The 24,754-nt window shown below is 72.5% G+C and carries 19 protein-coding genes; 10 read left to right on the forward strand and 9 right to left on the reverse strand.

From position 1 onward, the window contains the following. The first annotated feature begins 59 nt into the window (after window positions 1–59). Window positions 60–2,024 (forward strand): hypothetical protein, encoded by a 1,965-nt coding sequence (locus ACZ59A_RS02350; protein ID WP_470952405.1) that lies wholly within the window; start codon window positions 60–62, stop codon window positions 2,022–2,024. Here ACZ59A_RS02350 and pulA read toward each other — a convergent pair. The 6 genes from pulA to ACZ59A_RS02380 are packed head-to-tail and all read right to left on the reverse strand — an operon-like array spanning window position 2,021 to window position 10,313. Then, window positions 2,021–4,672, reverse strand: coding sequence for a pullulanase-type alpha-1,6-glucosidase (gene pulA, locus ACZ59A_RS02355; protein ID WP_470952408.1), 2,652 nt, complete (start codon window positions 4,670–4,672; stop codon window positions 2,021–2,023). The genes ACZ59A_RS02350 and pulA overlap by 4 nt on opposite strands. Window positions 4,673–4,732: 60 nt before the next feature. Then, window positions 4,733–6,112 carry an alpha-amylase gene (locus ACZ59A_RS02360; RefSeq protein ID WP_470952411.1) on the reverse strand — a complete coding sequence of 460 codons (1,380 nt, stop codon included), beginning with the start codon at window positions 6,110–6,112 and terminating at the stop codon, window positions 4,733–4,735. A gap of 40 nt (window positions 6,113–6,152) precedes the next feature. After that, on the reverse strand, window positions 6,153–7,181 hold the full coding sequence (locus ACZ59A_RS02365) for a LacI family DNA-binding transcriptional regulator (protein ID WP_470952414.1): 1,029 nt from the start codon (window positions 7,179–7,181) through the stop codon (window positions 6,153–6,155). After that, window positions 7,178–8,008 (reverse strand): sugar ABC transporter permease, encoded by an 831-nt coding sequence (locus ACZ59A_RS02370; RefSeq protein ID WP_470952418.1) that lies wholly within the window; start codon window positions 8,006–8,008, stop codon window positions 7,178–7,180. The genes ACZ59A_RS02365 and ACZ59A_RS02370 overlap by 4 nt, the downstream gene beginning before the upstream one ends. A 2-nt stretch (window positions 8,009–8,010) precedes the next feature. Next, the gene (locus tag ACZ59A_RS02375; protein ID WP_470952421.1) at window positions 8,011–9,024 is read right to left on the reverse strand and encodes a carbohydrate ABC transporter permease; all 1,014 of its coding nucleotides are present in this window, start codon (window positions 9,022–9,024) and stop codon (window positions 8,011–8,013) included. 11 nt (window positions 9,025–9,035) lie between these two features. Then, window positions 9,036–10,313 carry an extracellular solute-binding protein gene (locus ACZ59A_RS02380; RefSeq protein WP_470952424.1) on the reverse strand — a complete coding sequence of 426 codons (1,278 nt, stop codon included), beginning with the start codon at window positions 10,311–10,313 and terminating at the stop codon, window positions 9,036–9,038. 255 nt (window positions 10,314–10,568) lie between these two features. Here ACZ59A_RS02380 and ACZ59A_RS02385 point away from each other — a divergent pair, with 255 nt between their 5' ends. From ACZ59A_RS02385 to ACZ59A_RS02410, 6 genes are all read left to right on the forward strand, one after another. After that, complete coding sequence (locus tag ACZ59A_RS02385) at window positions 10,569–12,242, forward strand: glycoside hydrolase family 13 protein (protein ID WP_470952427.1); 1,674 nt, start codon at window positions 10,569–10,571, stop codon at window positions 12,240–12,242. A gap of 25 nt (window positions 12,243–12,267) precedes the next feature. Then, a complete protein-coding gene (locus ACZ59A_RS02390) occupies window positions 12,268–13,293 on the forward strand; it encodes a LacI family DNA-binding transcriptional regulator (RefSeq protein ID WP_468053582.1) in 1,026 nt (341 codons plus the stop codon). Between the two features lie 50 nt (window positions 13,294–13,343). Continuing rightward, window positions 13,344–14,153 carry a phosphatase PAP2 family protein gene (locus ACZ59A_RS02395; RefSeq protein WP_470952430.1) on the forward strand — a complete coding sequence of 270 codons (810 nt, stop codon included), beginning with the start codon at window positions 13,344–13,346 and terminating at the stop codon, window positions 14,151–14,153. A 173-nt stretch (window positions 14,154–14,326) separates the two neighbouring features. Then, on the forward strand, window positions 14,327–15,127 hold the full coding sequence (locus ACZ59A_RS02400) for an HAD family hydrolase (RefSeq protein ID WP_470954593.1): 801 nt from the start codon (window positions 14,327–14,329) through the stop codon (window positions 15,125–15,127). A 76-nt stretch (window positions 15,128–15,203) separates the two neighbouring features. Further along, entirely contained in the window at window positions 15,204–16,355 is a 1,152-nt protein-coding gene (locus ACZ59A_RS02405) for a threonine synthase (protein WP_470952433.1), read from the forward strand. Next, entirely contained in the window at window positions 16,352–17,002 is a 651-nt protein-coding gene (locus tag ACZ59A_RS02410; RefSeq protein WP_470952436.1) for a helix-turn-helix transcriptional regulator, read from the forward strand. The genes ACZ59A_RS02405 and ACZ59A_RS02410 overlap by 4 nt, the downstream gene beginning before the upstream one ends. A gap of 7 nt (window positions 17,003–17,009) precedes the next feature. Here the strand turns inward: ACZ59A_RS02410 and ACZ59A_RS02415 are convergent, their stop codons facing one another. The 3 genes from ACZ59A_RS02415 to ACZ59A_RS02425 are packed head-to-tail and all read right to left on the reverse strand — an operon-like array spanning window position 17,010 to window position 21,469. Then, the gene (locus ACZ59A_RS02415) at window positions 17,010–18,584 is read right to left on the reverse strand and encodes an ABC transporter substrate-binding protein (protein WP_470952438.1); all 1,575 of its coding nucleotides are present in this window, start codon (window positions 18,582–18,584) and stop codon (window positions 17,010–17,012) included. After that, complete coding sequence (locus tag ACZ59A_RS02420; protein ID WP_470952441.1) at window positions 18,581–20,737, reverse strand: hypothetical protein; 2,157 nt, start codon at window positions 20,735–20,737, stop codon at window positions 18,581–18,583. Before ACZ59A_RS02420 ends, ACZ59A_RS02415 begins: the two co-directional genes overlap by 4 nt. A 51-nt stretch (window positions 20,738–20,788) precedes the next feature. Beyond that, window positions 20,789–21,469: a response regulator gene (locus ACZ59A_RS02425; protein WP_470952443.1), complete on the reverse strand. Its 681-nt coding sequence runs from the start codon at window positions 21,467–21,469 to the stop codon at window positions 20,789–20,791. Between the two features lie 164 nt (window positions 21,470–21,633). Between ACZ59A_RS02425 and ACZ59A_RS02430 the strand changes: the two genes are divergently transcribed. From ACZ59A_RS02430 to ACZ59A_RS02440, 3 genes are read left to right on the forward strand one after another with little or no spacing between them, the layout of a single operon-like run. Beyond that, window positions 21,634–22,611: a Bug family tripartite tricarboxylate transporter substrate binding protein gene (locus ACZ59A_RS02430; RefSeq protein ID WP_470954595.1), complete on the forward strand. Its 978-nt coding sequence runs from the start codon at window positions 21,634–21,636 to the stop codon at window positions 22,609–22,611. Then, window positions 22,608–23,138 (forward strand): tripartite tricarboxylate transporter TctB family protein, encoded by a 531-nt coding sequence (locus ACZ59A_RS02435; RefSeq protein WP_470952446.1) that lies wholly within the window; start codon window positions 22,608–22,610, stop codon window positions 23,136–23,138. Before ACZ59A_RS02430 ends, ACZ59A_RS02435 begins: the two co-directional genes overlap by 4 nt. A gap of 3 nt (window positions 23,139–23,141) precedes the next feature. Continuing rightward, the gene (locus ACZ59A_RS02440; protein WP_470952448.1) at window positions 23,142–24,629 is read left to right on the forward strand and encodes a tripartite tricarboxylate transporter permease; all 1,488 of its coding nucleotides are present in this window, start codon (window positions 23,142–23,144) and stop codon (window positions 24,627–24,629) included. The last annotated feature ends 125 nt before the right edge of the window (window positions 24,630–24,754 follow it).

Raw genomic sequence — 24,754 nt, forward strand, 5'->3', positions numbered from 1 at the left:
CTCCGGGGGCGGAGCCGCCCGCTTTGTGACCTCCGCCCACCGCCGCTCGTTTACGCCACGTGGAGCAGCAGCAGGCGACAGCCACCCCCGACGACGACACCGCCGACACCGGCGACGCCGCAGGCCCGATCGACGTCGAGCAGGCCGAGGCCGCCATCGTCGAGCACTATCCGCGGCTGGTGCGGCTCGCGTATCTCATCCTGCCGCCCGGCATGGGCCGCACCCGGCGGGTGCTGGCCGCGCACGCGCTGGCGCAGCGGGCCCTGCCGCGCAACCAGGGCAGGCCCGACGTCCAGGAGGTCGAGCTGCCGTGGCAGCGCGGCACCAAGGGGGCGGCGGGCGACGCGGGCTACGCCTATGTGCGGCTGCGCGTGCTGCGCTCCGCGCTGCGGGCCGCGCGGCCGCGCCGCCCGTGGACGCTGTCGGCGCCGCTGCCCCTGGTGTGGGGGCTGCGGCTGTTCCCCCGGTCCGGCGGGGCCGATGAACTCGCCCTGGACAAGGCGCTGTCCGAGCTGTCGGGACCCGGCCGGGCCGCCTACGTGCTGCGCGAGCTGGAGCGTCTGGACGACCGCGAGGTGCGGGCTCTGCTCCACGCCGCGGGCGTCGAGGACGCGCACGACGCGCTCGACGAGGCGGACGAGGTGCCGGAGCCGACGGGCAGCCGGGACGACGGTTCGCTGCTGGAGTCCGCCGAATTCGACCCGTGCTCGCTCCAGGCGCGCCCCACCGATCTGATGCGCCGCCGCCAGCATCTGCGCGCCCTGCTGGTGGCCGTGGTCGCGCTGGTGGTGTGCGGGTCGCTGCTGGGGATGCCGGGCGGGGGCTGGGGGCGCGGCGGTGCGGCGGCGCCGTCGTACGCCCGTAACCCGTCCTCCGAACGGGCCCTGGACCCGGACCGGCTGACGCGCGCCGAGCCCTTCGCCTGGCGCACCGCGAGCCGCGCGGACTTCTCCGCCTGGCCCGCCCGCGGCGACCGGCTCGGCGACACCGCGCTGCTGCGCCGCGCGCTGGCGGTCTGGGCGCGGCCGGGCGGTTCGGTGCGGGTGTCGACGACGGCCGGTACGCAGTCGGGGCCGCCGTCCGGGCCGCCGCAGCTGCTGTTCGCGGGCGTGGTGGACCAGGCGGCGGTGGTGCTGCTGTACGACGGGCTGCGGGTCGCCCGGTACGCGGAGGGGAGCGGCGAGGGCGGTGCGGTGGCGCTGGACCTCGCCCGCGTCGACGCGGCGGACGCGGCCACGGCGACCGCGCTCGTGCTGGGCCGCGCGGACGGCAACGTCCGCTATCTGACCGCCCCCTGGGTGCGCCACGCCTCCGTGCGGGACCTGCTGCGGCCCACCGGGCGGCCGCGCCCGGTGCGCATGACCACCGACGGGGTGACCGACCCGGTGCGCACCCTGCCGCGGCTGCGCCCGTGCCGGGGCTGGCCCGCGCTGCAGTTCGGCTCGCGGCTGATGGCCGACCTGGGCGAACTGGCCCCGGCCCGGCTGACGTACGGCCACCCCGGGTCCGCCTCGCGCGGCGGACCGCACGACGTGGCGGGCCCGGCGGCCCGGCTCGGCTGGGCGCGGACGGCCTGCCGGCTGCCGCTGATGATGGGGCGCGGGGTGCGGTCCGTGAACATCTGGGGGTTCGGGGTCCAGCGGCTGCCCGAGGCGGGCGGCCGGGCGGCGTGGCTGTGCACCCGGGCAGAGACCTGGCGGGGCGCGGGCAGCCGGGTGCTGGCCCAGTTCCAGCCGTGGAACACGCGCCGGGGCTCGTCGGGCGCGGTCGCCGCCACGGCGGACGGCTCCCCGGCCTGCGGGCCGCGTGAACCGCGCGTCCTGGCGGGCGTGCTGTGGAAGGCGCGGTCCGGCCACTGGTTCCTGCTGGCCGCGGGCAGCCGCCAGGTGACCGCGATCGTGGCGAGCGGCGGTGTCCACGGCCGGTCCTCCCACCGCGCCCTGACCGTCCCGGTCAAGCCCGGAACCCGCGCCACCCTCAAGGCCCGCCTGAAGAACGGCGCCCGGCTCGGCCCCCTGCGTTAGCGCCCACCGCCCTCGGCCGCGTAGACGGCGACCGTGCGGCCGGGCACGGTGAAGGTGCCGGTCGCGCGCTCGTAGGCGGACGTCTTCACCGTGGCGTCGGAGCCACGCGCCTGCACCGGGTGGAGGGCGTACGGGGTCCCGGCCAGGGCGGGCACGGTTTGCGACTGCCGGGACGGGGCGGCGTTGAAGACCACGACGAGCCGGTCGAGCCGCATGGTGAGGACCCCCGGTGTCTCCCCCGTCCCGGACAGCGGGAAGGACAGCGTGTCCTGCACCCCCTCCGCCGTGGCCCGGCCGAACGCCTTCTCGGTCGTACGGATCCGCAGCAGATCCCGGTAGGCCCCCGAGGCGCCCGTGATCTCGCGGCAGCCGGGGCGCGCCGCCGGGTTGGTCAACAGGGGTTCGGCATAGGGCCACTTGGACTGGTTGTCCGCCGCCGGGGGCAGTCCCCGTCCGAAGCCGTTGCCGTCCTCGCAGGCCCAGTGGACGGCGTTGAACCAGTCGCCGCTGTCGTAGGAGTTGCGGTCCAGCGACTTGGAGCGCAGCAGATCGGTGCCCGCCTGGCTGAGCGCCGGGCCCTGGGAGAGGGTGGCGGTGGCCAGCGCCAGGACCTGGGCCCTGGCCCGGTCGGCGGCCGAGGTGGTGGCGGGCAGCTTGTAGGCGAGCGCGTCGTAGAGGGTCTCGTTGTCGTGGGCGTCGGCGTACGCGAGCGCGTCGCCGGGGGCGGCGGCGTAACCGGCCGGGGAGCCGTTGTAGTCGACCTCGGAGCCCTTGACCCGGCGGCCGCCGGTATCGGTGAAGGTGTAGTCGGCGAGGTTGCCGGAGAGCCCGACCTTGATCAGGTCCTGGGCGTGCAGCAGCCGGGCCCGCTGCTCGTCGGGGGTGCCGTTGGCCGGTGAGCCGTTGGGGTCGGTGAAGAGCCCGGAGGCGAAGCCCTGGACGCGGGGGTCCTCGTCGAACGGCCCGCCGCCGCGCACCGCGTCCCGCGCCCGGTCGCTGAAGGTGGCGATGCCGGTCCCGGCCATGTTGCGCTGGGTGGCCTGGACGAAGCGGGCGTCGTCGGCCGCCTCGCCGAAGTTCCAGCCCTCGCCGTAGAGGATGACCGCCTTGCCGTCCACCCCGTCCTTGGCGGGGGTCAGCGCGTCGAGCGCCTTCCGTACGGCCAGGATGTTGGCCTTGGGGTGGTGGCCCATGAGGTCGAAGCGGAAACCGTCGACCTTGTACTGCTTGGCCCAGGTGACGACGGAGTCCACCACGAGCTTGCCCATCATCGCGTGCTCGGGCGCGGTGCCGGGGCAGCAGGTGGAGGTGGCCACGCCGCCGTCGTCCAGCAGCCGCTGGTAGTAGCCGGGCACGATCCGGTCGAGCACCGACTTCTGGTCCTGACCGGCGGCCACGGTGTGGTTGTAGACCACGTCCATGACGGTGCGCAGCCCGGCCCCGGCCAGGCCCCGCACCATCCGTCGGAACTCGCGGGTGCGCGCCGGGCCGTCCGGGTCGCTCGCGTAGGACCCCTCCGGCACGGTGTAGTGCAGCGGGTCGTAGCCCCAGTTGTAGCCGTCCCTCGCGGCCGTCCCGGCCACGCACTTCTGCTGCCGGTCGGAGTCGGCGGGCAGGGCGGCCAGGTCACAGCCGGGCCGGGCCTGGTCGGACCGCCGCTCCGGCACGGTGCCGAAGTCGAAGGCGGGCAGCAGATGGACGTACGAGGTGCCGGACCGGGCCAGCCGCCGCAGGTGCCGCATCCCGTCCGAGTCCCGGTCGGCGAAGGCGAGGTACTGGCCGGGGTGGGCGCTGGTGCGGTCCGCGACGGAGAAGTCGCGGATGTGCAGCTCCTGGATGCGGGCGTCGCGCGCGGGGACGGCCCGGGGCTTCTTCAGCGCCGCCCATCCGGCGGGGGCGAGCCGGGGATCGGCCAGGTCCGTGACCAGGCTGCGGGCGGAGTCGGCGGTCAGGGCGGTCGCGTAGGGGTCGGTGACCTCGTTGGTGACGGTCTTCCCGGCGCTCGGCGCCCAGACCCGCACCCGGTAGCGGTAGGGCTTGTCCCGCCAGTCGGGGCCGCCGGTCACGCTCCACACCCCGCTGCGGGCGTCCCGCCGCATGGCGACGGTGCGCCCGTCGAGGTCGAGCGAGACGCTCCGGGCGGTCGGCGCCCACACCGAGAGGGTGGGGCGGGCGCCGTGGAAGACCGGGCCGAGCCGGGCCCGGCGGGCCCGGTCGGCGTAGAGGTCGTCCAGGACGCCGGGGATCTGCACCCCGGTGCGGTGCAGTACGCGGCCGTCGCCGACCGCGCGCTGCACGGCGGCCAGCGGCCCGCGCAGCGCCGTGGCGGCCTTGTCGCGGTCGCGCGGGTCGAGGCGATAGGCGGGGCGCCCGGCCAGGTGAGGGTAGGCGGCCCGCTGGGCGCCAGTCAGGGCGGCCGGGGTCAGCCGCAGGGCCCGGCCGTCCGCGTAACGCAGCTCCTCGGTGGTCGCGGCGGTGTGCTCGGCCTTCCAGACGACGGTGGCGCGGTCGATCCACTGCGCCTCGGCGGTGGCGGCGGGGGCCGCGGCCCGGGCGGTCTGCGACACGGCGGGCACGGCCGCGGCGCCCAGCGCCAGGGCGGCGAGCACGGCGGCGGTGCGGACGAGGGGGACTCTCAGGGGTTTCACGGCTGGGTGACTCCTTGAGATGTGGTGGCACGTCGAGGGACCGGTGGGCGGAGCGTGGAGTCAGCCACAACTACGGGCACCCGTGTGCAGCGCCAGCGCCGTGTTCGCGCCCAGCGTGGCGGTGAACCGGCCCGAGGAGTCGACCGTGACGGTCCTGCCGCTCTGCACGTCGCAGTAGCCGCCCGACGGCAGCGAGGTCTGGAACGTCCGGGTGAGGGAGCCGCTTTCGTGGTTGATGGCCACGTACGCCTTGTCGCCTCGCCCGAAGGCGATGGCGTCGTTGCCGTTGTCCCACCAGTCGGTCACCGACGCGCCCCGGGCCGTGTTGCGGAGGGCGACCATGCTCCGGATCTCGGGCCACTTGTGCTGGCACTTCCAGCCGTCCTGGTAGCAGGCGCCCACCGTGCCCCCGTTCGGCGGACCGGCGTCGTTGTCGCCGAACTCGTAGCCGGAGTGGACATCCGGGGAGCCATAGGGCCAGGCCAGCATGAAGACGCCTGCCAGGGTGTAGTCGGCGCCGTCCTTGTAGCTGAGGGTGGAGCCGTTGCGCTCGGTGTCCCAGTTGTCGACGAAGACACCGGCCTGACCACCGGCCAGATACCCCCAGCCCTCGCCGAAGTTCTTCAGATACGCCAGCTTCTCGTTTCGGAACACCCGCTTGAGGTCACGGCCGTAGCGGAACTCCTGGACATCCCCGTTACCCAGGTACTCCGTCGGCGAGACCGCCTCGCCCTCGCCGTAGATGACCTCCTGTTTCCAGTAGACGCCCGGGTCGCTCAACTGGCTCTTGACGGCGGCCAGATCCTCGGCGGGTATGTGCTTGGCGCCGTCGATACGGAAGCCGTCCACGCCGAGCGAGAGCAGGTCGCCCAGGTACTGCGCGAGCCGGGTGCGGACGTACGGCTCGCCGGTGTCCAGGTCCGCGAGGCCCACCAGCTCGCAGTGCTGCACGTTCCAGCGGTCCCGGTAGTCGCTGATCTGCGCGGTGCAGTCGTCCATGTCCTGGGACTGGTAGATCCCGGGGTAGGTGTACTTGGTGTACGAGGAGCCGCCGGTGCCGGTGCCGGATCCGGCGGACATGTGGTTGATGACCGCGTCGGCGACGACCTTGACACCCGCGGCGTGACAGGTGTCGATCATGTTCTTGAAGGCGGTGCGGTCACCGAGCCGCCCGGCGATCTTGTAGCTGACGGGCTGGTAGGACGTCCACCACTGGCCGCCCTGGATGTGCTCGGTGGCCGGGGACACCTCGACATAGCCGTATCCGGCGGGGCCCAGGGTGCTGGTGCACTCCTTGGCGACCGAGGCGTACGTCCACTCGAAGAGCTCGGCGGTGACGTCCTTGGTGCCGGGCGGCGCCGCCTGCGCGGGCTGCGGGGGTATCGCGACGAGCGTCGCGATAGCCGCCGCGAGGGCGAGGGAAGTGCGGCTGCTGACCATCGTTCCTCCGTGGGGGGGAGAGTGCGAGGGGGGTTACCGGTCATGGCACTCGTGCTGTCGAGCCGCGGACCACCAGGTCCGGCTGGAAGACGAACTCCGTGGGCTGCACCGGGCTTCCGGTCATCTCCTCCACCAGCGCCCCCACCGCCGCCGTCGCCATGGACTGCACCGGCTGGCGGACGGTGGTCAGCGGCGGATCGGTGAAGGCGATCAGCGGGGAGTCGTCGAAGCCGACCACCGACACCTCGTGCGGCACCCGCAGCCCCCGCCGGGCCGCCTCCCGGATCACCCCGAGCGCCATCAGGTCGCTGCCGCACACGATGCCCGTACAGCCCTGGTCCAGCAGCGTGGCCGCGGCCACCTGCCCGCCCTCGACGCTGAAGAGCGTGTGCCGCACCAACCGCTCCGACTCGTCCGGCGACCGGCCGAACAGCTCGGTGCTCGCCGTCAGGAAGCCCTCGACCTTGCGCCGCGCGGGTACGTAGCGGGCGGGCCCCACCGCGAGGCCCACCCGGCGGTGGCCGAGCGCGGCCAGATGGGCGGTGGCCATCCGCGCCGCCGCCCTGTCGTCGGGGGAGACGAACGTGGCGCGGATGTGCTCGTTGTAGCCGTTGATCAGCACGAACGGCACCTTGCGACCGGCCAGCCGGGCATAGCGGGCGGGGTCGGCCGTGGTGTCGGCGTGCAGTCCGGACATGAAGACGATGCCCGCCACATCGCGCTCCTCCAACTGCTCCACCAGCTCGTCCTCGGTGGCGCCGCCGGGCATCTGGGTGCACAGGAGCGGGGTGTAGCCATGCCCGGCCAGCACCTGCTCGATGATCTGCGCGAAGGCGGGGAAGACCGGGTTGGTCAGCTCCGGGATCACCAGGCCGACCAGCCCGGCGCTGCGCCGCCGCAGCCGTACCGGCCGCTCGTAGCCGAGGACGTCGAGGGCGGCGAGCACCCGTTGCCGGGTGGTGGCCGCGACCCCCGCCTTGCCGTTGAGCACCCGGCTCACGGTGGCCTCGCTGACCTCGGCCTGCGTGGCGATGTCGGCGAGCCGCGGCGCCGCCGGTGGGCTCGTCACGACTTGGTCGCTCCGGCCGTGAGACCCGCCACCAGGTGGCGCTGGGCCCAGGAGAACACCAGCGCCGCCGGAATGGCGATCATGACCGCCGCGGCCGTCATGGAGCCCCAGTCCGAGGTGTACTGGTTGACGAAGGTCTGGAGCCCCGCGGCCAGCGTGAGGTGGTCCTGCCCCGTCATGAAGGCGGAGGCGTACGCCACTTCGGCCCAGGCGGTGATGAAGGTGTAGAACGCGGTCACCGCGAGGCCCGGCTTGGCCAGCGGGACGACCAGGTACCAGAACGTCCCGAAGGGGTTGAGGCCGTCGACCCGGCCGGATTCGTCGATCTCCACCGGGATGGTGTCGAAGAAGCCCTTCATCATCCAGGCGCAGAACGGCACGGCCACCGTCAGATAGGTGACGATGAGCGAGATCGGCTGGTTGAGCCAGCCGAGCGTCGACATGGTGGTGTAGAGCGGCACGATGAGGATGGCCACCGGGAACATCTGGGTGATCAGCAGCAGCCACATCAGCGGGCGCATGCCGGGGAAGCGGAAGCGGCTGACGGCATAGCCGGTGGTGGCCGCGACGAACACGCCGAGGACCGTGGTGACGACCACGACGAACAGCGAGTTGCCGAACCAGGTCAGGAACTCGGTGTCGTTCAGGACGTGCCGGTAGTTGCCCAGCGTCGGGTTCCTCACCACGTCGGTGCTGAACGCCTGGCCCTTGGGCTTGAACGAGGTCACCACCAGCCACAGCGGCGGGAACACCGCGACGGCGGAGGCGATGACGAGCGTGGTGTGCAGCCCGACGGAGGCGAGCGGACCGCGTCGTTGGTCGCGCATGGCTACCACACCTCTCCCTGCTTGCGGAGCGAACGGCGGTAGACCACCGCGAAGAGCATGAGGATGAGCAGGATCAGCACGCCCCAGGCCGAGGCACCGGCGAAGTCGCGCGGGCTGTTGACGAAGGAGAGCCGATAGGCGTACGTCACCAGGATCTCGGTGGCGTCGCCGGGTCCGCCGCGGGTCAGCAGGAAGATCACCGGGAACATGTTGAACGTCCAGATGGTCGACAGCAGGACCACGGTGGAGCCGACCGAGCGCAGCCCGGGCAGGGTGATGTGGCGGAACCGCTGCCAGGGGTTCGCCCCGTCCATCTCGGCGGCCTCGTACAGCTCACCGGAGATGGACTGCAGCCCGCCGAGCAGGGCGACCAGCATGAACGGCACCCCGAGCCAGACGTTCACGGCGATCACCGAGACCTTGGCCAGGGTGGGGTCGTTCAGCCAGGGCACCGCGTCGATGCCGCCGCCGTCCAGCACCTTGTTGAGGATGCCGTTCTTCTCGTTGTAGAGGAGCCGCCAGGCGAAGACGGAGACGAAGGCGGGGACGGCCCAGGGCAGGATCAGCAGCGACCGGTAGAGGGTGCGCCCGGCGAACCGCCGGTTGAGCAGGACGGCCAGCCCCAGCCCGATCGCGAAGGTGAGCGCGACACAGCTGACGGTCCAGGTCACGGTCCAGATCAGCCGGTCCCAGAAGACCTGGTCGGCCAGGATGGCCCGGAAGTTGTCGAGGCCGACCGTCCGGTAGGTGGCGGGGATGTGGTTGATCCCGATGGTGCGCTCGACATTGGCCTCATTGGCGTCGGTGAGCGACAGATAGACGCCGCGGACCAGCGGATAGCCGATGATCAGCCCGATGACGAGCACGACGGGCGCGACCATGGCCCAGGCGTACCAGTGGCGGGCCAGCGCGCCTCGGATCGGGCGCGGTGGTGGGGTGCCGGTCTTGCGGATCCGGCCGCGGGCACGCTTCGCGCCCGCGGCCGGGTCCAGCGCCCGGCCGGTGTCGACAGCCATCGTCCCGGGCCCTACTTCCAGTCGCCCTTGAGGAGCTTGCGGTAGGTGTCACCGACGGACTTCGCGGCCTTCTCGGGCGAGGTCTTGCCGGTGAGGACGTTCGGGAACTGCACCAGGATCGCCTGGAAGAGGCTGTTGCCCTCGGGGATCCAGGGCCGCTCGACGGCCTTGTCGACGGCGCCCTTGAAGAACTTCACATTGGCGTTCGCGGCGACCGCCTCGCGGGAGTAGACGGAGGCGCGGGTGGGCAGCAGGGAGAGCTTCTCGGTGGTTTCGGCCTGGACCTCGGCCGAGCTCATGTACCGGGCGAAGGCGTAGGAGGTGGCCAGGTTCTTGGAGCCCGCGTAGACGGTGAGGTTCTGGCCGCCCTGCGGGGCGCCCTGGCTCTTGCTCCCGGCCGGGACCGGGACCACCCCGAGGTTGGACTTGTCCTTGAACGCGTCGCCGGCGAGGGTGTCCTCGATCGCCCACGGCCCGTTGATGGTCATCGCGACGTCGCCGTTCTTGATGGCGTTCTGCATGTTGTCCCAGCCGTCGGTGGCGTCGGTCTCCGCCGCCTTGGAGGTGACCAGGTCGCGGGCGGCCGCGAACGCCTTCACGCCGGGGGCGTCGTCGACGGTGACCTTCTTGGCGCCGGTGTCGAGCAGGTCGCCGCCCTCGCCGTAGAGGAAGGGCAGATACCAATAGGCGTCGTCGCCACGCAGATACAGCCCGGTTTTGCCGGTCTTCGCCTTGATCTTCTTGGCGGCGGCCTTCAGCCCGGTCCAGTCCTTGGGCGGCTCGACCCCGGCCTCCTTCAGCATCTTCTTGTTGTAGAAGAGGCCGAGGGTGTCGATGACCTGCGGTACGGCGTAGGTCTTGCCCTTGAACTTCGCCCCGGCGAGCACCTTGGGCAGATAGTCGGACTGGTCGGCGAGGGCCGGGGTGCCGTCCAGCGGGGCGAGGTAGCCGATGTTGGCGAGGTCCTGGGTCCAGGCGACCTCGGTGCGCAGCACGTCGGGGGCGCCGGAGCCCCCGGAGCCCGCGGCGTTCTTGAACTTGGCCAGCGCCTCGCCGAAGGGCACGTTGACGTAGTCGACCTTGACGCCGGGGTGCTTCTTCTCGAAGCCCAGGGCGAGCTTCTTGTAGGTGCCCTTCTCCGCGTCGTTCGACGTGTCCCAGTAGGTCACGGTGCCGGAGATCTTGCCGTCCGACCGCTGCCCGCCCCCGTCACCGTCGCCACCGCCGCACGCGGTCGCCGCGAGCGCGAAGACCGCGACGAGCGCTGTGGCCGCCATGCCATGCCGCATCTGAACCCCTCCCAAGCCGACCGGCGGCGCCAGCGCGGCGCCGGATTGCGGAGGAACGTAACAGCGCCGCGAAGGCACCGAAAGACCTTGCGGTGAATTTCTGCAAGCGACCCGGATCGTTACGCCCGCGTGTCCTGTCGGTGGCCGCCCAGGCGCTTGACAAGGCGTCACAAGGCCCCGTAGTGCGCCTTTTGGGTGCTCCCCACCCCTGCAAGCTCTTCCGCAAGGCATTGCAGAGCTGTTACGTTCACCGGCATGACCCAGGAGCTCACGACCTCCCTCCAGGCCGGCCTCCAGACCGAGCCGGCGCGATCGTCCGAGGGGACCGGCTGGTGGCGGGACGCCGTCATCTACCAGGTGTACGTCCGGTCCTTCGCCGACAGCGACGGCGACGGCATCGGGGATCTGCGCGGCGCGCGCGAGCGGCTGCCGCACCTCGCCCGGCTCGGGGCGGACGCCGTCTGGCTGACGCCGTTCTACGCCTCGCCGCAGGCCGACGGCGGCTACGACGTGGCGGACTACCGCGCCGTCGATCCGCTCTTCGGCACCCTCGGGGACGCCGACGACCTTGTGCGCACCGCGCATGAGCTGGGGCTGAGGGTGATCGTCGACGTCGTACCGAACCACACCTCGGACCGCCATCCGTGGTTCGTCAGCGCGCTCGCGGACCGGCCTCGGGGGGCGGCCCGCGAGCGGTACCACTTCCGTCCCGGCCGGGGCGCGGACGGCGAACTGCCGCCCAACGACTGGGAGTCCGTCTTCGGCGGCCCGGCCTGGACCCGTACCGCCTCCCCGGACGGCACCCCGGGCGAGTGGTATCTGCACCTGTTCGCGCCCGAGCAGCCCGACCTCAACTGGGACTCTCCGGAGGTCCGCGAGGAATTCGACTCGGTGCTGCGCTTCTGGCTGGACCTGGGCGTGGACGGATTCCGTATCGACGTCGCACACGGCATGGTCAAGGCCCCGGGGCTGCCCGACATCGGCCGCACCGAACAGGCCAAGCTGATCGGCTCGCAGGTGCTGCCGTTCTTCGACCAGGACGGGGTGCACGAGATCCACCGCGGCTGGCGCCGCCTGCTGGACTCCTACCCGGGCGAGCGGATCGGCGTCGCCGAGGCGTGGGCGCCCAGCGCCGAGCGGCTCGCCCTGTACGTACGCCCGGACGAGCTGCACCAGGCGTTCAACTTCCAGTTCCTGAAGTGCCCGTGGGACGCGGCCGCGATGCGCGAGGTGATCGACGAGTCGCTGGCCGCCACCGCCTCGGTCGGCGCCCCCACCACCTGGGTGCTCTCCAACCACGACGTGGTCCGGCACCCCACCCGGTACGCCGCCGAGAACCCCGGGCAGGGGCTGCGGCGGGCCCGGGCCGCGGCCCTGCTCACCCTGGCGCTGCCGGGTTCGGCCTATCTCTACCAGGGCGAGGAGCTGGGCCTTCCCGAGGTCACCGACCTCCCCGACGAGGCCCGCCAGGACCCGGCGTTCTTCCGCACCTCCGCCGAGGGACAGGACGGCCAGGACGGCCAGGAGGGCCGCCGCGACGGCTGCCGGGTGCCGCTCCCCTGGTCGCGCTCGGGCCCGTCGTACGGCTTCGGGCCGGGCGGCAGCTGGCTGCCGCAGCCCGACGGCTGGGCGGACGCGTCCGTGGAGGCGCAGACCGGCGACCCGGAATCCACGCTGGAGCTGTACCGCGCCGCCCTCGCGCTGCGCCGGGAGCTGCCGGGCCTGGGGGATGGGCCGATGAGCTGGCGAGATGCCCCGGCGGGGGTGCTCGCGCTGTCCCGCCCGGGCTTCGTGTGCACGCTCAATACCCTCGGGGAGGAGGTCGAGCTGCCGCTCCCGGGGCGCGCGCTGCTGTCCTCCGCGCCGCTGGCGTACGGCCCCGGTACGGTGCGCATTCCCGCCGAATCATGTGCGTGGTGGGCAATCTGACATGCGACCGGTACAGTCCCACTCCATGACCGCACGGCTTGCTGACATCGCAGCCCAGGCGGGGGTCAGCGAAGCCACCGTCAGCCGCGTCCTCAACGGCAGGCCGGGGGTGGCCGCGGCCACCCGCGAGTCCGTCCTCGCCGCCCTGGACGTCCTCGGCTACGAGCGGCCGGTGCGACTGCGGCAGCGCAGCGCGGGGCTGGTGGGACTGATCACGCCCGAGCTGGAGAACCCGATATTTCCCGCGCTCGCCCAGGTGATCGGGCAAGCGCTGACCCGGCAGGGCTACACCCCGGTGCTGGCCACCCAGTCCCCCGGCGGCTCGACCGAGGACGAGCTGACCGAGATGCTGGTGGACCGGGGCGTGGCCGGGATCATCTTCGTCTCGGGGCTGCACGCGGACACCTCGGCCGATATGCAGCGCTATGACCAGCTGCGCGGCCAGGGCGTGCCGTTCGTGCTGGTGGACGGCTACTCGCCGAAGGTGCGGGCGCCGTTCATCTCCCCCGACGACCGGGCGGCGATGCTGCTGGCCGTCACCCATCTGGTCTCCCTCGGGCACAGCCGGATCGGGCTCGCGCTCGGGCCCAAGCGGTTCGTTCCCGTGCTGCGGAAGATCGAGGGCTTCCAGCACGCGATGCGGGACCGGCTGGGGATGGCGCCCGAGGAGTCCGAGGAGCTGATCCAGCACTCGCTGTACACCCTGGAGGGTGGTCAGGCGGCGGCGGGCGCGCTGATCGACCGGGGCTGCACGGCGGTGGTGTGCGCGAGCGACATGATGGCGCTGGGGGCCATACGCGCGGCCCGCCGACGTGAGCTGCGGGTCCCACAAGACGTCTCGGTGGTCGGCTTCGACGACTCCCCGCTGATCGCCTTCACCGACCCGCCGCTGACCACCATCCGCAAGCCGGTGCAGTCGATGGGGCAGGCGGCGGTGCGGGCGCTGCTGGAGGAGATCGGGGGCACTCCGGCGCCGCCCAGCGAGTTCGTCTTCCTGCCCGAGCTGGTGGTCCGCGGATCCACCGCCTCGGCACACGGACCCCGCCCGTAACGGGACACAACTACACCCCGTATCGGACATCTCTGGCAGACTGTTGCCCTATGGGTGAAGCGACTTCTCGGACCGCGATGGACCGGCTGCGGACGCCGCGGCGGCCCCGGCTCTGGTTCGAGATCGTCCTGCTCGCGGTCAGCTACTGGACGTACTCCCTCATCCGCAACGCCGTCCCGGAGCAGCGCGCCGAGGCGCTGCGCAACGCCGGGTGGGTCTGGGACTGGGAGCACCGGCTCGGGATGGCCTTCGAACGCGGCGTCAACCATGCGAGCGACTCGATCAGCTGGCTGATCGTCGGCATGAACTACTACTACGCCACGCTCCACTTCATCGTGACCCTGAGCGTGCTGGTGTGGCTCTACCACTGGCATCCGGGCCGCTACGCCGCCATCCGGCTGGCCCTCTTCGCGACCACCGGCGTGGCCCTGCTCGGCTACTACTTCTTCCCGCTGGCCCCGCCCCGGCTCATGCACGGCGGGCACTTCATCGACACGGTCGTGGCGCACCACACCTGGGGCTCGATGGCCTCGGGGAACCTGGCCACGATGTCCAACCAGTACGCGGCGATGCCCTCGATGCACATCGGCTGGTCGCTGTGGTGCGGCCTGACCATCGCCACGCTGGCCCGCCCGGTGTGGGTGCGGGTACTGGGTCTGCTGTACCCGACGGCGACGCTGCTGGTGATCGTCGCGACGGCGAACCACTTCTGGATGGACGCGGTCGGCGGCATCATCTGCCTGTCCTTCGGCTTCGGGCTGTCGTACGCCTGGTACGGCGCGCTGCCGTACCGGCTGCCGAAGCAGGTGACCGGGCGGCGGCTGGCGCCCGAGCGCGAGGGCGAGCTGCGCCCGGCCTGATCGGCGCCCAGGCGCCCGCCCGCATGGCCTGATCCCCGCCTGCCTGCACGGTTTGATCGTCCCCGGCCGACCCGCCATTCTGATCCACCGTGTACCTCCCCGACGCCACTTCCGTCACTCCTGCCCCGGGAGCCCTGCTCCCCCGCCCCCGGGCCGCCGGTCCGCCCTTCCGGCTGGTGGCCACCGACCTCGACGGCACCCTGCTGCGCGGCGACCTGACGGTCTCGCCGCGCACCCGTGCCGCGCTGGCCGCCGCGGGCCGCGCCGGGGCGCGGCATCTGGTCGTCACCGGGCGCCCGGCCGCGTCCTGCCGGGAGTTCCTGGTGGCGATCGGCTACCAGGGGCTCGCGGTGTGCGGACAAGGCGCGCAGCTGTACGACGCGACCGCGGACCGGCTGCTGGTCTCGGCCGCGCTCGACCGCGACCTGGCCCGGTCGGTGGTGGAGCGCACCGAGGAGGAGCTGTCCGCGGGCCCATTGGAGCTGGCCGTGGTGACCGCCGCACCGGAGAACCGCTTCGTGGTCACGGCCGGGTTCGCCGAGCGGCGGCGGCCGGGCTGGGACGCGGTGGTGGACCGGGAGGCGCTGTGGGCGGGGCCGATCGAGAAGGTGCTGATGCGCCACCGGGAGGTGGCGGACGACTCTGTAGCGGCGGCCGCGGCCCGGGTGGGCGCGGGCGAGGTGTCGGTGACGCACTCGGAGAAGGGCATGATCGAGGTCCTGCCCGCGGGCATCACCAAGGCGGTGGGGCTGGAGCTGGCCGCGGAGCGGATGGGGTTCGCCCCCGCGGACACGGTCGCCTTCGGCGACATGCCCAACGACATCCCGCTGCTGGGCTGGGCCGGATACGGGGTCGCGATGGGCAACGCCCACCCGGACCTGATCGCACTGGCCGACGAGGTGGCACCGCGCAACGACGAGGACGGGGTGGCGGTGGTGCTGGAGCGGCTGTTCGCACATGTCGCGCCCGCTTGAGTGCGCCTTGTGCCCGGCTTGTCTCGGGCTTGAGTCGCCTTCGGGGGCCTTGACGGTCGTTTTACAACTAAACAGAATGTCCAAGGTGCGAGCTGAACCCCATTACGTCGACGAGCGCTCCGGCGCCTCGTATCCGATCGACGAGCCGCGCTGGTGCGGCGACGACGGCGCACCGCTCACCGTCTCCCCTCTGCCCGGCATCACTCCCGCGCAGGTGGACACCGGGGCCCGGTCGCTGTGGCGCTACCGGGCGGCCCTCCCGGTGCCCATCGACGCCCCGGTGTCCCTGGGTGAAGGATGCACGCCGCTGGTGGAGAAGGACTGGGGCGAGGGTCGGGTGCGCTTCAAGCTGGAGTGGTTCAGCCCCACGGGCAGCTTCAAGGACCGCGGCACCAGCGTGATGATCTCCCTGCTGGCGCAGCGCGGCGTCCGCGAGGTTATCGAGGACAGCTCCGGCAACGGCGGCTCCTCCGTCGCCGCGTACTGCGCCGCCGCCGGGATCCGGGCCCGGATCCTCGCCCCCGAGTCGACGTCCCCGGCCAAGGTGCTCCAGAGCCGGGCGTACGGCGCCGAGGTCCAGCTCGTACCCGGCGACCGGGACGCCACCGCCGCCGAGGCGCTGCGCCAGTCGGCCACCACGTACTACGCCAGCCACAACTGGCACCCCTTCTTCCTCCAGGGGACCAAGACCCTCGCGTACGAACTCTGGGAGGACCTGGGCTTCACCGCCCCCGACGCCGTGGTGACGGTGGCCGGGGCCGGATCCACCGTGCTCGGCTGCGATCTCGGCTTCGGTGAGCTGCTGGCCGCGGGCCAGATCGCCCGTCGGCCACGGCTGCTGGTCGCGCAGCCCGCCAACTGCGCTCCCATCCACGCCGCGTTCCACGGCGGGACGGCCGCCCCCGCCTTCGCCCCCACCATCGCCGAGGGCACGGCCATCCGCGAACCCGTCCGGCTGCCGGAGGTGGTGAGCGCGATCCGCCGCTCGGACGGCGACATGGCGGCCATCCCCGAGGAGGCCATCGCCGCCGCGGTCCGCAGGCTGGCCGCGACGGGGCTGTACGCCGAGCCGACCAGCGCGACCGCCGCCGCGGCGATCGACGTCTTCCGGGCGCGCGGCGCGATCCGCCCCGGGGAGACGACCGTCGTCCTGCTGACCGGGTCGGGGCTGAAGGCGGCGACGGCGATGGGCGCGCTGTTCGGCCCGGAAGGCGATGAGCCGCGATGACCGAGCCGGAACCGCGGGGCAGCGCCGAGGACGAACTGCTGCTGCGCGAGGCCGAGAAGATCGTCACCGCCCTCGGCCGGATGTTCCCCGGCCTGTGCGAGGTGGTGCTGCACGATCTGCGCCGCCCCGACCAGGCCATCCGTGCCATCGAGTCCAATCTCTCCGGCCGGTCGATCGGCGATCCGGCCACCGAACTCGGCCTCGCCCGCATCGAGGACCCCGATTTCCCCGGCATCGTCCAGAACTACTCCAACCGCTTCCCGGACGGCCGCCCGGCCAAGAGCACCTCCATCGGCATCAAGAACAGCGCGGGCACCTACATCGCCGCCATCTGCCTCAACCTGGACGTCTCCCTCTTCGCCAGCGTCTCCCGCAGCCTCAACAACCTCATCCGCACCGACGATCAGGAACAGCCCCTCGTCGAGTCCCTGCGGGCCCGGACCGTCACCGAGCTGCGCACGGTCGTCGAGGAGTTCGCCGCCGCCCGCGGCCACACCCCGCGCGGCCTCGGCTCCGCCGCCAAGAAGGAGCTGGTCCGCTCCCTCCAGACCCGCGGCTTCCTCCAGGTCAAGCACTCGGTGCAGGTGGTCACCGAACTTCTCGGCGTTTCCCGCGCCACGGTCTACAACTATCTGCGCGCACCATGACGTCCGCTCAGTCCGGCGCGGCCGTGCACTGCTCGGTGGGCGGGCGGCCGTCCGGCCAGGCGAGCTTCTCGAACTCGATGTGCCGGTCCTTCCTGGGCGACAGCCTCACGATGGCCACCGCCTTGTCGTACGGCGTCCCATAGGCGTTGAGGCAGATCCAGCCGCTGGCCCCGCGCACCATCTGGTCCCCGTGCAGCCGCGGCCACGCCGCCGCGATGGAGTCCAGTTCGGGCACCTGCCCCTTGGTGGTGGTGCGGTTGCGGATGCCCGCGATGGCCGTCGTCGCGGAGTCGTAGGTGGTGATCGTCCGGCCGTCGGCGAGCCCGGTCGGGCCGAGGTCACCGGCCGCGGCGGACTTCTCCCCGCCGCCGACGAGCTTGCTCAAGCCCCGGAAGTCGGCGGCCGAACCGCCCGTCGCGGGCGGGTTGCCGGTCGTCCAGGCGCTCTCATGGGTGATCGTCGCGTACTCGACGGTGAGCCCGGCTCCGTAGGAGAAGGCGCCCCAGTCCATCGTGGGGTCGTACGCCAGCGTCGACGCGCCCGAGACCGTGACCACGCGGTAGCGCTTGTCCGCGCAGCCCCGCTTGCCCAGGGCCCCGATCAGCTGGGCGAGCGCGGGCGGGCGGCCGGAGAAGTAGACCGTGGTGGCCCGGGAGTCGCAGAGGTTGTTGACCATCTGGACGAAGTCGTTCGGGATGGCCGTCGACGAGTCGTACTGCTCGGAGTACGGCGTTCCCCGCGTCTCCGCGCGGAAGGCCGCGCGCAGCGACCTCGCGTAGAGGTCGTCGGCGTGGGTGTCCTCCACCAGGAAGGTGTCCCGGGGCTTCACCTTCAGATGGTGGGTGAGGGCCCGCGCCTGGTCGCGGTTGGACGGCACGACCTTCGCGAGACCGGGGTATCTCCGGGGATTCTCCCGGTCGTTGCCCAGGTCGTCCGCGGTGATCGGGCCGCCGACCACCGCTATCCCCTTCTCCCTGGTCAGATAGGCGATGGTCTGCTCGGTCCGGGTGATGCTGAGGTTGAACCCGAACACCGCGCGCAGCCGGTCCCGGCCGGAGTGCGCCATCCCGGCGAGCTGGTCGGACACCTCCTTCCAGCGGGTCATGTCGCGGCCGGGGTTGGCGAGCACCAGACGGATCGACGGTTCGTCGCCGCTCTCGTGGTTCGCCCGGTACTGCGCGAGATAGGCGCCCTGGACCTCCCGTATCACCTGGGCCCGCTCCGCCACGTGGTCCTTGGTGAACGTCATGGGGATCATCAGGGCGATGGTGGCGTACGCCTTGCCGCTCTTGGTGACCTTCGTGTTCTCGGCCTTGATGCGGTCCGACACCGGGTCCAGTCCGGCCATGAAGGAGTAGCCGCCGTCGGTGACGCCCGTGCACTCGTCGTCGTCCGCGCGCTTGTCGACCCCGGCGCCGCAGGAGCGGTCGGGCGTCAGCGTGACGATGCCCGCCGCCACCAGACCGCCCGCGACCAGCCCCACCAGGGCCCAGTTCAGGACCCGGCGGATCGGCGGAAGGGCGGAGTGCCAGCTCCGGACGGCTCTGAAGGGACGGGTCAGGGCATGGGTCATCGACGTCATCGGCTACTTCCCTCGACTGGAAGATCAGGGGCCTGCACCCCGCTGACCAGGGCGTCGATCCAGCCGCCGTCGGCGATGGCGTCGACGTACGCGTTGTACGCCCGCTCGCGGCGCGGGCTGTTGCCGTAGTCGGAGCACAGCGCTTCCAGCGCGGTCCGCACATGCACCAGGTCGGCGTCCCGGTGGCTCGACGGCACCGCCGACAGCGGCGCGGACAGCCGCCATACGGTGGCCAGCAGCCGCCGGATCGCGGCGTGGACGCGCTGGTCGGCGGCCCAGGCGGCGCCGGGCTCGCAGGACGCGCAGCCGGGCACGTCGTCCGTGGGCGGATCCTCGGGGGCGAAACCGGCCCACGCCCGGGGCGCGGCCGCGATCAGATTGAGGTCGCCCAGCCACTCGGCGGGGGTGGCGTGCAGATACCGGTAGTGCAGCGCCCGCACCACCAGGGTGTCGATGCGGCCCTGGGCGAGCGCGTGGTGCAGATAGCGCGGATCGTGCCGGTCCGAGTCGTGGGACCGCACATCGCCGTCGTTGTAGCGGGCGGCCGACAGCGCGTGCAGTCGGGTCCAGGACGCCTCGTCGGCCCCGGATCTCGCCTCGTGCAGTACCAGCGCGCGCAGCGCCCGGTCGGTGATCAGCGGCGGCTGCCCGAAGCGCGACCGCGGCCAGGGCCGGTGGTCCCAGTACGGCCGCTCCAGGGTGCCGTCCCGCAGCCGTCTGACGCGCAGCTCGGGGCTGAGGCCGGGCAGCGCGGCCCGGTCGGCCCGCAGCAGCCGCGCCGCCGCCTCCGCGTCCAGCGCGGGCGCGAGCCGCAGCACCTCCGCCCGTACGTCCGCCTCGGGCAGCAGCCGCGCCAGCAACCGGGCGCCCACGGGTCCGGCCGAGCCGGGCTCGGCAAGCGACAGCAGCCGGTCGAGGACGAAGGGCTCCGGCTCGCGCAGCCGTGCCGCCGCGGCCCCGGCCAGCGCCAGGGCGTCGCCCGTGCGCCCGCCGCTCAGCCGGGCGATAACGGCGGGCAGCGACGGCGGGTACGCGGCATCGCCGAGCATCGAACGGATCTCCGCCTCCCCGACCTTGGGGATGCCGAGCCGCAGCAGCCACGCCTCCGGCGGGCACCGCTCCGGCTTCGTCCACGGGGGCGCGTCGGTGGTGAGGGACGGCGGCGCGGAGCCGTCCCCGAGCGAGGTGGCGAAGACGACGGGAAGCATGACGCGGCCACGGCCGCGCCACTCCCGGGTCTCCCGCGCGTACCGCGCGACGAACGGGCCGACGAAGCGCTCGCGCAGCGCCTCGTCCACGTTGTCCAGCAGGATCAGGGCCGGATGCTGGGTCCTGCGCGCCCAGGCGCCGTACGCGCCGTTGATGTCCGCCAGCAGGGCGGCGATCAGATCGGCCTCCACCTCGGCCCGGTCCGCTCCCCCTCTGCGGAACTTCCGTACCAGCGCGAACAGCCGCTGCACGGCGTCGCCGTCGATACGGTCCAGATGGGCGCGCCACCACGACGAGCCGTCCCGGCCGTCGTCGCCGCGCGCGAGGAGGGTGTCGGTGGCGGCGCTCAGCACCTCCTGAAGCCCCGGCACCCCGGGCAGCAGCCCCGCCACGACCCCGCCCAACGCGCTCAGCCACCGCCCGATGACCACCTTGCGCGCCTGCGGGTCGGGGTTCCGCTGCCCGAGGATCTCCCCCAGCTCCTCCTCCGCCGCCACCAGATCGGCGGGCGCCACGTCGTCCCGGTCCGGTGCCTCCGGCCGCCAGGCGCTGATCACCAGCAGCGCGGGCGAGAGCCGGGGGAAGGTCAGCGTGCGCCTGCTGCCGTCGCGCTCGTACCCAAGCTGATGGGAGACGGTGAACAGCAGATTGGTCACCGGGGACGCGTGCGTGGTGTCCAGCCGGGCGCGGTCGCCCTGGTCGTCGGCCGAGTACGGGGCCTCGCCCAGGTCCACCCGGGCCGTGGGCACCCAGGCGTGATAGCCGTCGTACAGGGCGTCCAGCAGCGCCGTCTTGCCGGTGGCCCGGCCGCCGACGACCTCCACCACGGGCTCACCCGCCGGGAACGTCCGCTTCACCCATGGCCCGCCGCCCGGCGGCATCCCGAGCAGCGCCGGGGCCAGCGTGTCCATGACGTGCGTGAGGTTGTACAGGCCGCTCCCCATCGTGCCCCCCGTGGCTCGCCCTTCCCCCGCTATACCCGGGCCCTGGGACGGTCAAGCAATCCAGCGGTAGCGGTGCTCGGGGCGGCCCGTGCCGCCGTAGCGCAGGGTGACCTCGGCCTGGCCCGTATCGGCGAAGTACTCCAGATAGCGGCGCGCGCTCACCCGCGAAAAGGCGCCCGCCTCGGCGCATTCGGCGGCGGACAGCCCGTCGGTGTGGGCCCGCAGGGTCCGCTCGACGAGGTCGGCGGTGTGCGGGGCCAGCCCCTTGGGCAGCTCGCGGGAGGCGCGCGGGCGCCCGCCGAAGATCTGGTCCACGTCCTCCTGGCGCGCCTCGCCGAGGGTGTCGAGCCGGGTGCGCAGGGCCGCCGCGTGCCGCAGCTGGTCCTGGAGCGCGGCCCGGTCGAACGGCTTGATGAGGTAGTGCAGCGCCCCCGCGCGCAGCGCCTCGCGCACCACGTGCGCGTCCTTGGCCGCGGTCACGAACAGGGCGTCCACATGATGCCCGCCGTCCTCCGCCTTCGCGCGCAGCTCGCGCAGCACGCTGATGCCGTCCATGTCCGGCAGATAGATGTCGAGGAGCACGAGGTCGGGGCGCAGCTCCTCGGCGGCGCGCAGCGCCTCGGCCCCGGTGTGCGCGACCCCGGCGACCGTGAAGCCCTCGGTGGCCGCCACATAGCGGCTGTGCAGCTTGGCGACCATGAAGTCGTCGTCGACGACCAGCACTGACGTCACCGACCGGCCCCCTTTCGCCCGACCACAATGACCACAACATCTTTTAATACCGGAAGCGAGACAGCCCGGTAACCCATAGGCAACATGTGGCCCACCTCACACGCAAGCCCGAAAGGTGGTGCCACCAGGTGCGACAGCGTCCGAGTCTGCCGCTGCCCTCTGCCCTGCGTACCCCGCTCGCCGTACTCTCGGCGGCCCTTCTCGTCCTCCTCGCGCCGCCACTGCTCAGCTCCGGGGACGGCTCCGCGGGCGGCACCCACATTCCGGGCCTGCGCTTCATGGTGCCCAACACTCCCGGCGGTGGCTACGACATCACCGCCCGTACGGCCGCCAAGAGCGCCGAGGACGCCGACCTCGCGAACAACATCGAGGTCTTCAACCTCCCCGGCGCCGGCGGCACGGTCGGGCTGAGCCAGCTCGTGGCCGAGCGTGGCAACGGCAAGCTGGCGATGTCGATGGGGCTCGGTGTCGTCGGCGCCGTCCACACCAACCACGCGCCCTCCTCGCTGGCCGACACCACTCCCATCGCCCGGCTCACGGAGGAGCCGGACATCGTGGTCGTCGCCAAGAACTCCAAGTACAAGACCTTCGACCAGCTCCTCGCGGACTGGCGCAAGAAGCCCCACGCCCTGCCGGTGGGCGGCGGCTCCTCGCCGGGCGGCCCGGACCACATGGCGCCCATGCTCATGGCCAAGGCCGCCGGGATCGCACCGAAGACCGTCAACTACATCGCGTACGACGGCGGCGGCGAGCTGCTCGCCTCCGTCCTCGGCGGCAAGGTCGCCTTCGGCGTCTCGGGCATCGGCGAATACCTCGACCAGATCAAGTCCGGCGACCTGCGGGTGCTGGCCGTGACCAGCGCCGAGCGGCCGAAGGGGCTCGACGCCCCGACGCTCAAGGAATCCGGGCTGGACGTCACGTTCACCAACTGGCGCGGCATCGTCGCCCCGCCCGGGCTGAGCGACAGCGAACGCGACAAGCTCACCACCCTCATCGCCAAGCTGCACGCCTCCCGGCAGTGGAAGGACGCCGTCAAGCGCAACCAGTGGACCGACGCCTATATGACGGGCGAGGACTTCGGGCGCTTCCTGGACGCGCAGGACAAGCGCGTGGACACCGTGCTGAAGGAGCTGGGACTTTGACCGACACCCTTGATGGCCCCGGCGGCTCCACGCTTACGGAGCGCCTGCGCGGCCGCTCCGAACTCGGCGTCTGCGCGCTGCTGCTCGTCCTCGGCGTCCTCGTCCTCACCGACGCGCTCACCATGGACGCGAGCTTCGCGCAGCGCGGTCCGGTCGGCCCGAAGACCGTGCCCCTCGTGGTCGGCGCCGGGCTCCTGCTCGTCGCCGTCCTGCTCGCCGTGGACGTGCTGCGCGGCGGGCGCGGCGACGCCGAGGGCGGCGAGGACATCGACCTGAGCGCGCCCGGCGACTGGCGCACCGTGCTCCTCCTCGCCGGGGTCTTCCTCGGCAACGCCGTCCTCATCCAGCCGCTCGGCTTCCCGGTCTCCGGCGCGCTGCTGTTCTGGGGTTCCGCGTACGCGCTGGGCAGCCGCTCCTTCTCGCGTGACCCGATCGTCGCGGCCGTCCTGTCCGTGGTCACGTTCTTCGTCTTCGACCGGCTGCTCGCGGTGCCGCTGCCCGGCGGGCCGCTCATGGGGGTGCTCTGACCGATGGATTCCCTGAACTCCCTCCTCGACGGCTTCGGCACCGCCCTCTCCCCCATCAACCTGCTGTGGGCCGCCGTCGGTGTGCTCCTCGGCACCGCGATCGGCGTGCTGCCCGGCATCGGCCCGGCGATGGCGGTCGCGCTGCTGCTGCCCGTCACGTACGGGCTGGACCCCACGGCCGCGTTCATCATGTTCGCGGGCATCTACTACGGCGGCATGTTCGGCGGCTCCACCACGTCCATCCTGCTCAACACCCCGGGCGAGACGGCGGCCGTGGTCGCCGCCATGGAAGGCCATCCGATGGCCAAGTCCGGGCGCGGCGCGCAGGCTCTCGCCGCGGCCGCCATCGGGCACTTCGCGGGCGGCATGATCGGCACGACCCTGCTCGTGTTCCTCGCCCCGACCGTCGCCGACCTCGCCGTCGACATCGGCGCCCCCGACTACTTCGCCATCATGGTGCTGGCGTTCGTCGCCGTGACCTCCGTCCTCGGCAGCTCGCGCATCCGCGGCTTCGCCTCCCTCCTCATCGGCCTCACGCTCGGCCTCGTCGGCCTGGACCGGCTGACCGGGCAGCAGCGGCTCACCTTCGGTTCGCTGCAACTCGCCGACGGCATCGACGTCGTGATCGTCGCCGTCGGGCTCTTCGCCATCGGCGAGGCGCTGTGGGTGGCCCTGCATCTGCGCACCCGCCCCGACAAGCCCATCCCCGTCGGCCGCCCCTGGCTCGGCAAGGCCGAACTGCGCCGCACCTGGCGCCCCTGGCTGCGCGGCCCCGCGATCGGTTTCCCCTTCGGCGCCATCCCGGCGGGCGGCGCGGAGATCCCCACCTTCCTCTCCTATGTGACGGAGAAGCGGCTCTCCAAGCACCGCGACGAGTTCGGCAAGGGCGCCATCGAGGGCGTCGCGGGCCCGGAGTCGGCGGCCTCCGCTTCCGCCGCGGGCACGCTCGTCTCCATGCTCACCCTCGGCCTGCCCACCACCGCCGTCGCCGCGGTGATGCTGGCCGCGTTCCAGCAGTACGGCATCCAGCCGGGCCCGCTGCTCTTCGAGCGCGAACCGGACCTCGTCTGGGGCCTGATCGCCTCGCTCTTCATCGCCATGGGCCTGCTGATCGTCCTCAACCTGCCGCTCGCCCCCCTCTGGGCCAAGCTGCTGAAGGTGCCCCGGCCGTACCTCTACGCGGGCATCCTCTTCTTCGCGGCGGTCGGCGCGTACGCGGTCGGCGGCGAACCGCTTGACCTGGTCATCCTGCTCATCATCGGCCTGCTGGGCCTGCTCATGCGGCGCTACGGACTCCCCGTACTCCCCGCCGTCATCGGCGTCATCCTCGGCCCCGGTGCCGAACTCCAGCTGCGCCGCGCACTCCAGATCAGCGACGGCAGCCTGACGGGCCTGGTCAACACGCCCTTCGCGGTGACCGTGTACGTGGTGATCGCCCTGATCGTGGCCTGGCCACTGGCCCGGAAACTGCTCCCCCGCGCGCGGTCCTGACGTACGGCGCGTACGGCCGGGGGGGGGGGGGGGGGGGGGGGTGGCCCCCGCCCGGGGGATCCTCCAACGCGAGAAGGGGAAAGAAAACATCTTAAATCCCCCCCCCCCCCCCCGTTTCTAGTGGT

The sequence above is a fragment of the Streptomyces sp. NPDC040405 genome, from assembly GCF_055595765.1.

Coding starts and splice junctions, on each gene's coding strand:
- ACZ59A_RS02360 (WP_470952411.1), bottom strand. CDS start 6,112: ATGGTCAGCAGCCGCACTTCCCTCGCCCTCGCGGCGGCTATCGCGACG.
- ACZ59A_RS02370 (WP_470952418.1), bottom strand. CDS start 8,008: ATGCGCGACCAACGACGCGGTCCGCTCGCCTCCGTCGGGCTGCACACC.
- ACZ59A_RS02375 (WP_470952421.1), bottom strand. CDS start 9,024: ATGGCTGTCGACACCGGCCGGGCGCTGGACCCGGCCGCGGGCGCGAAG.
- ACZ59A_RS02380 (WP_470952424.1), bottom strand. CDS start 10,313: ATGCGGCATGGCATGGCGGCCACAGCGCTCGTCGCGGTCTTCGCGCTC.
- ACZ59A_RS02385 (WP_470952427.1), top strand. CDS start 10,569: ATGACCCAGGAGCTCACGACCTCCCTCCAGGCCGGCCTCCAGACCGAG.
- ACZ59A_RS02390 (WP_468053582.1), top strand. CDS start 12,268: ATGACCGCACGGCTTGCTGACATCGCAGCCCAGGCGGGGGTCAGCGAA.
- ACZ59A_RS02395 (WP_470952430.1), top strand. CDS start 13,344: ATGGGTGAAGCGACTTCTCGGACCGCGATGGACCGGCTGCGGACGCCG.
- ACZ59A_RS02405 (WP_470952433.1), top strand. CDS start 15,204: ATGTCCAAGGTGCGAGCTGAACCCCATTACGTCGACGAGCGCTCCGGC.
- ACZ59A_RS02410 (WP_470952436.1), top strand. CDS start 16,352: ATGACCGAGCCGGAACCGCGGGGCAGCGCCGAGGACGAACTGCTGCTG.
- ACZ59A_RS02415 (WP_470952438.1), bottom strand. CDS start 18,584: ATGACGTCGATGACCCATGCCCTGACCCGTCCCTTCAGAGCCGTCCGG.
- ACZ59A_RS02420 (WP_470952441.1), bottom strand. CDS start 20,737: ATGGGGAGCGGCCTGTACAACCTCACGCACGTCATGGACACGCTGGCC.
- ACZ59A_RS02440 (WP_470952448.1), top strand. CDS start 23,142: ATGGATTCCCTGAACTCCCTCCTCGACGGCTTCGGCACCGCCCTCTCC.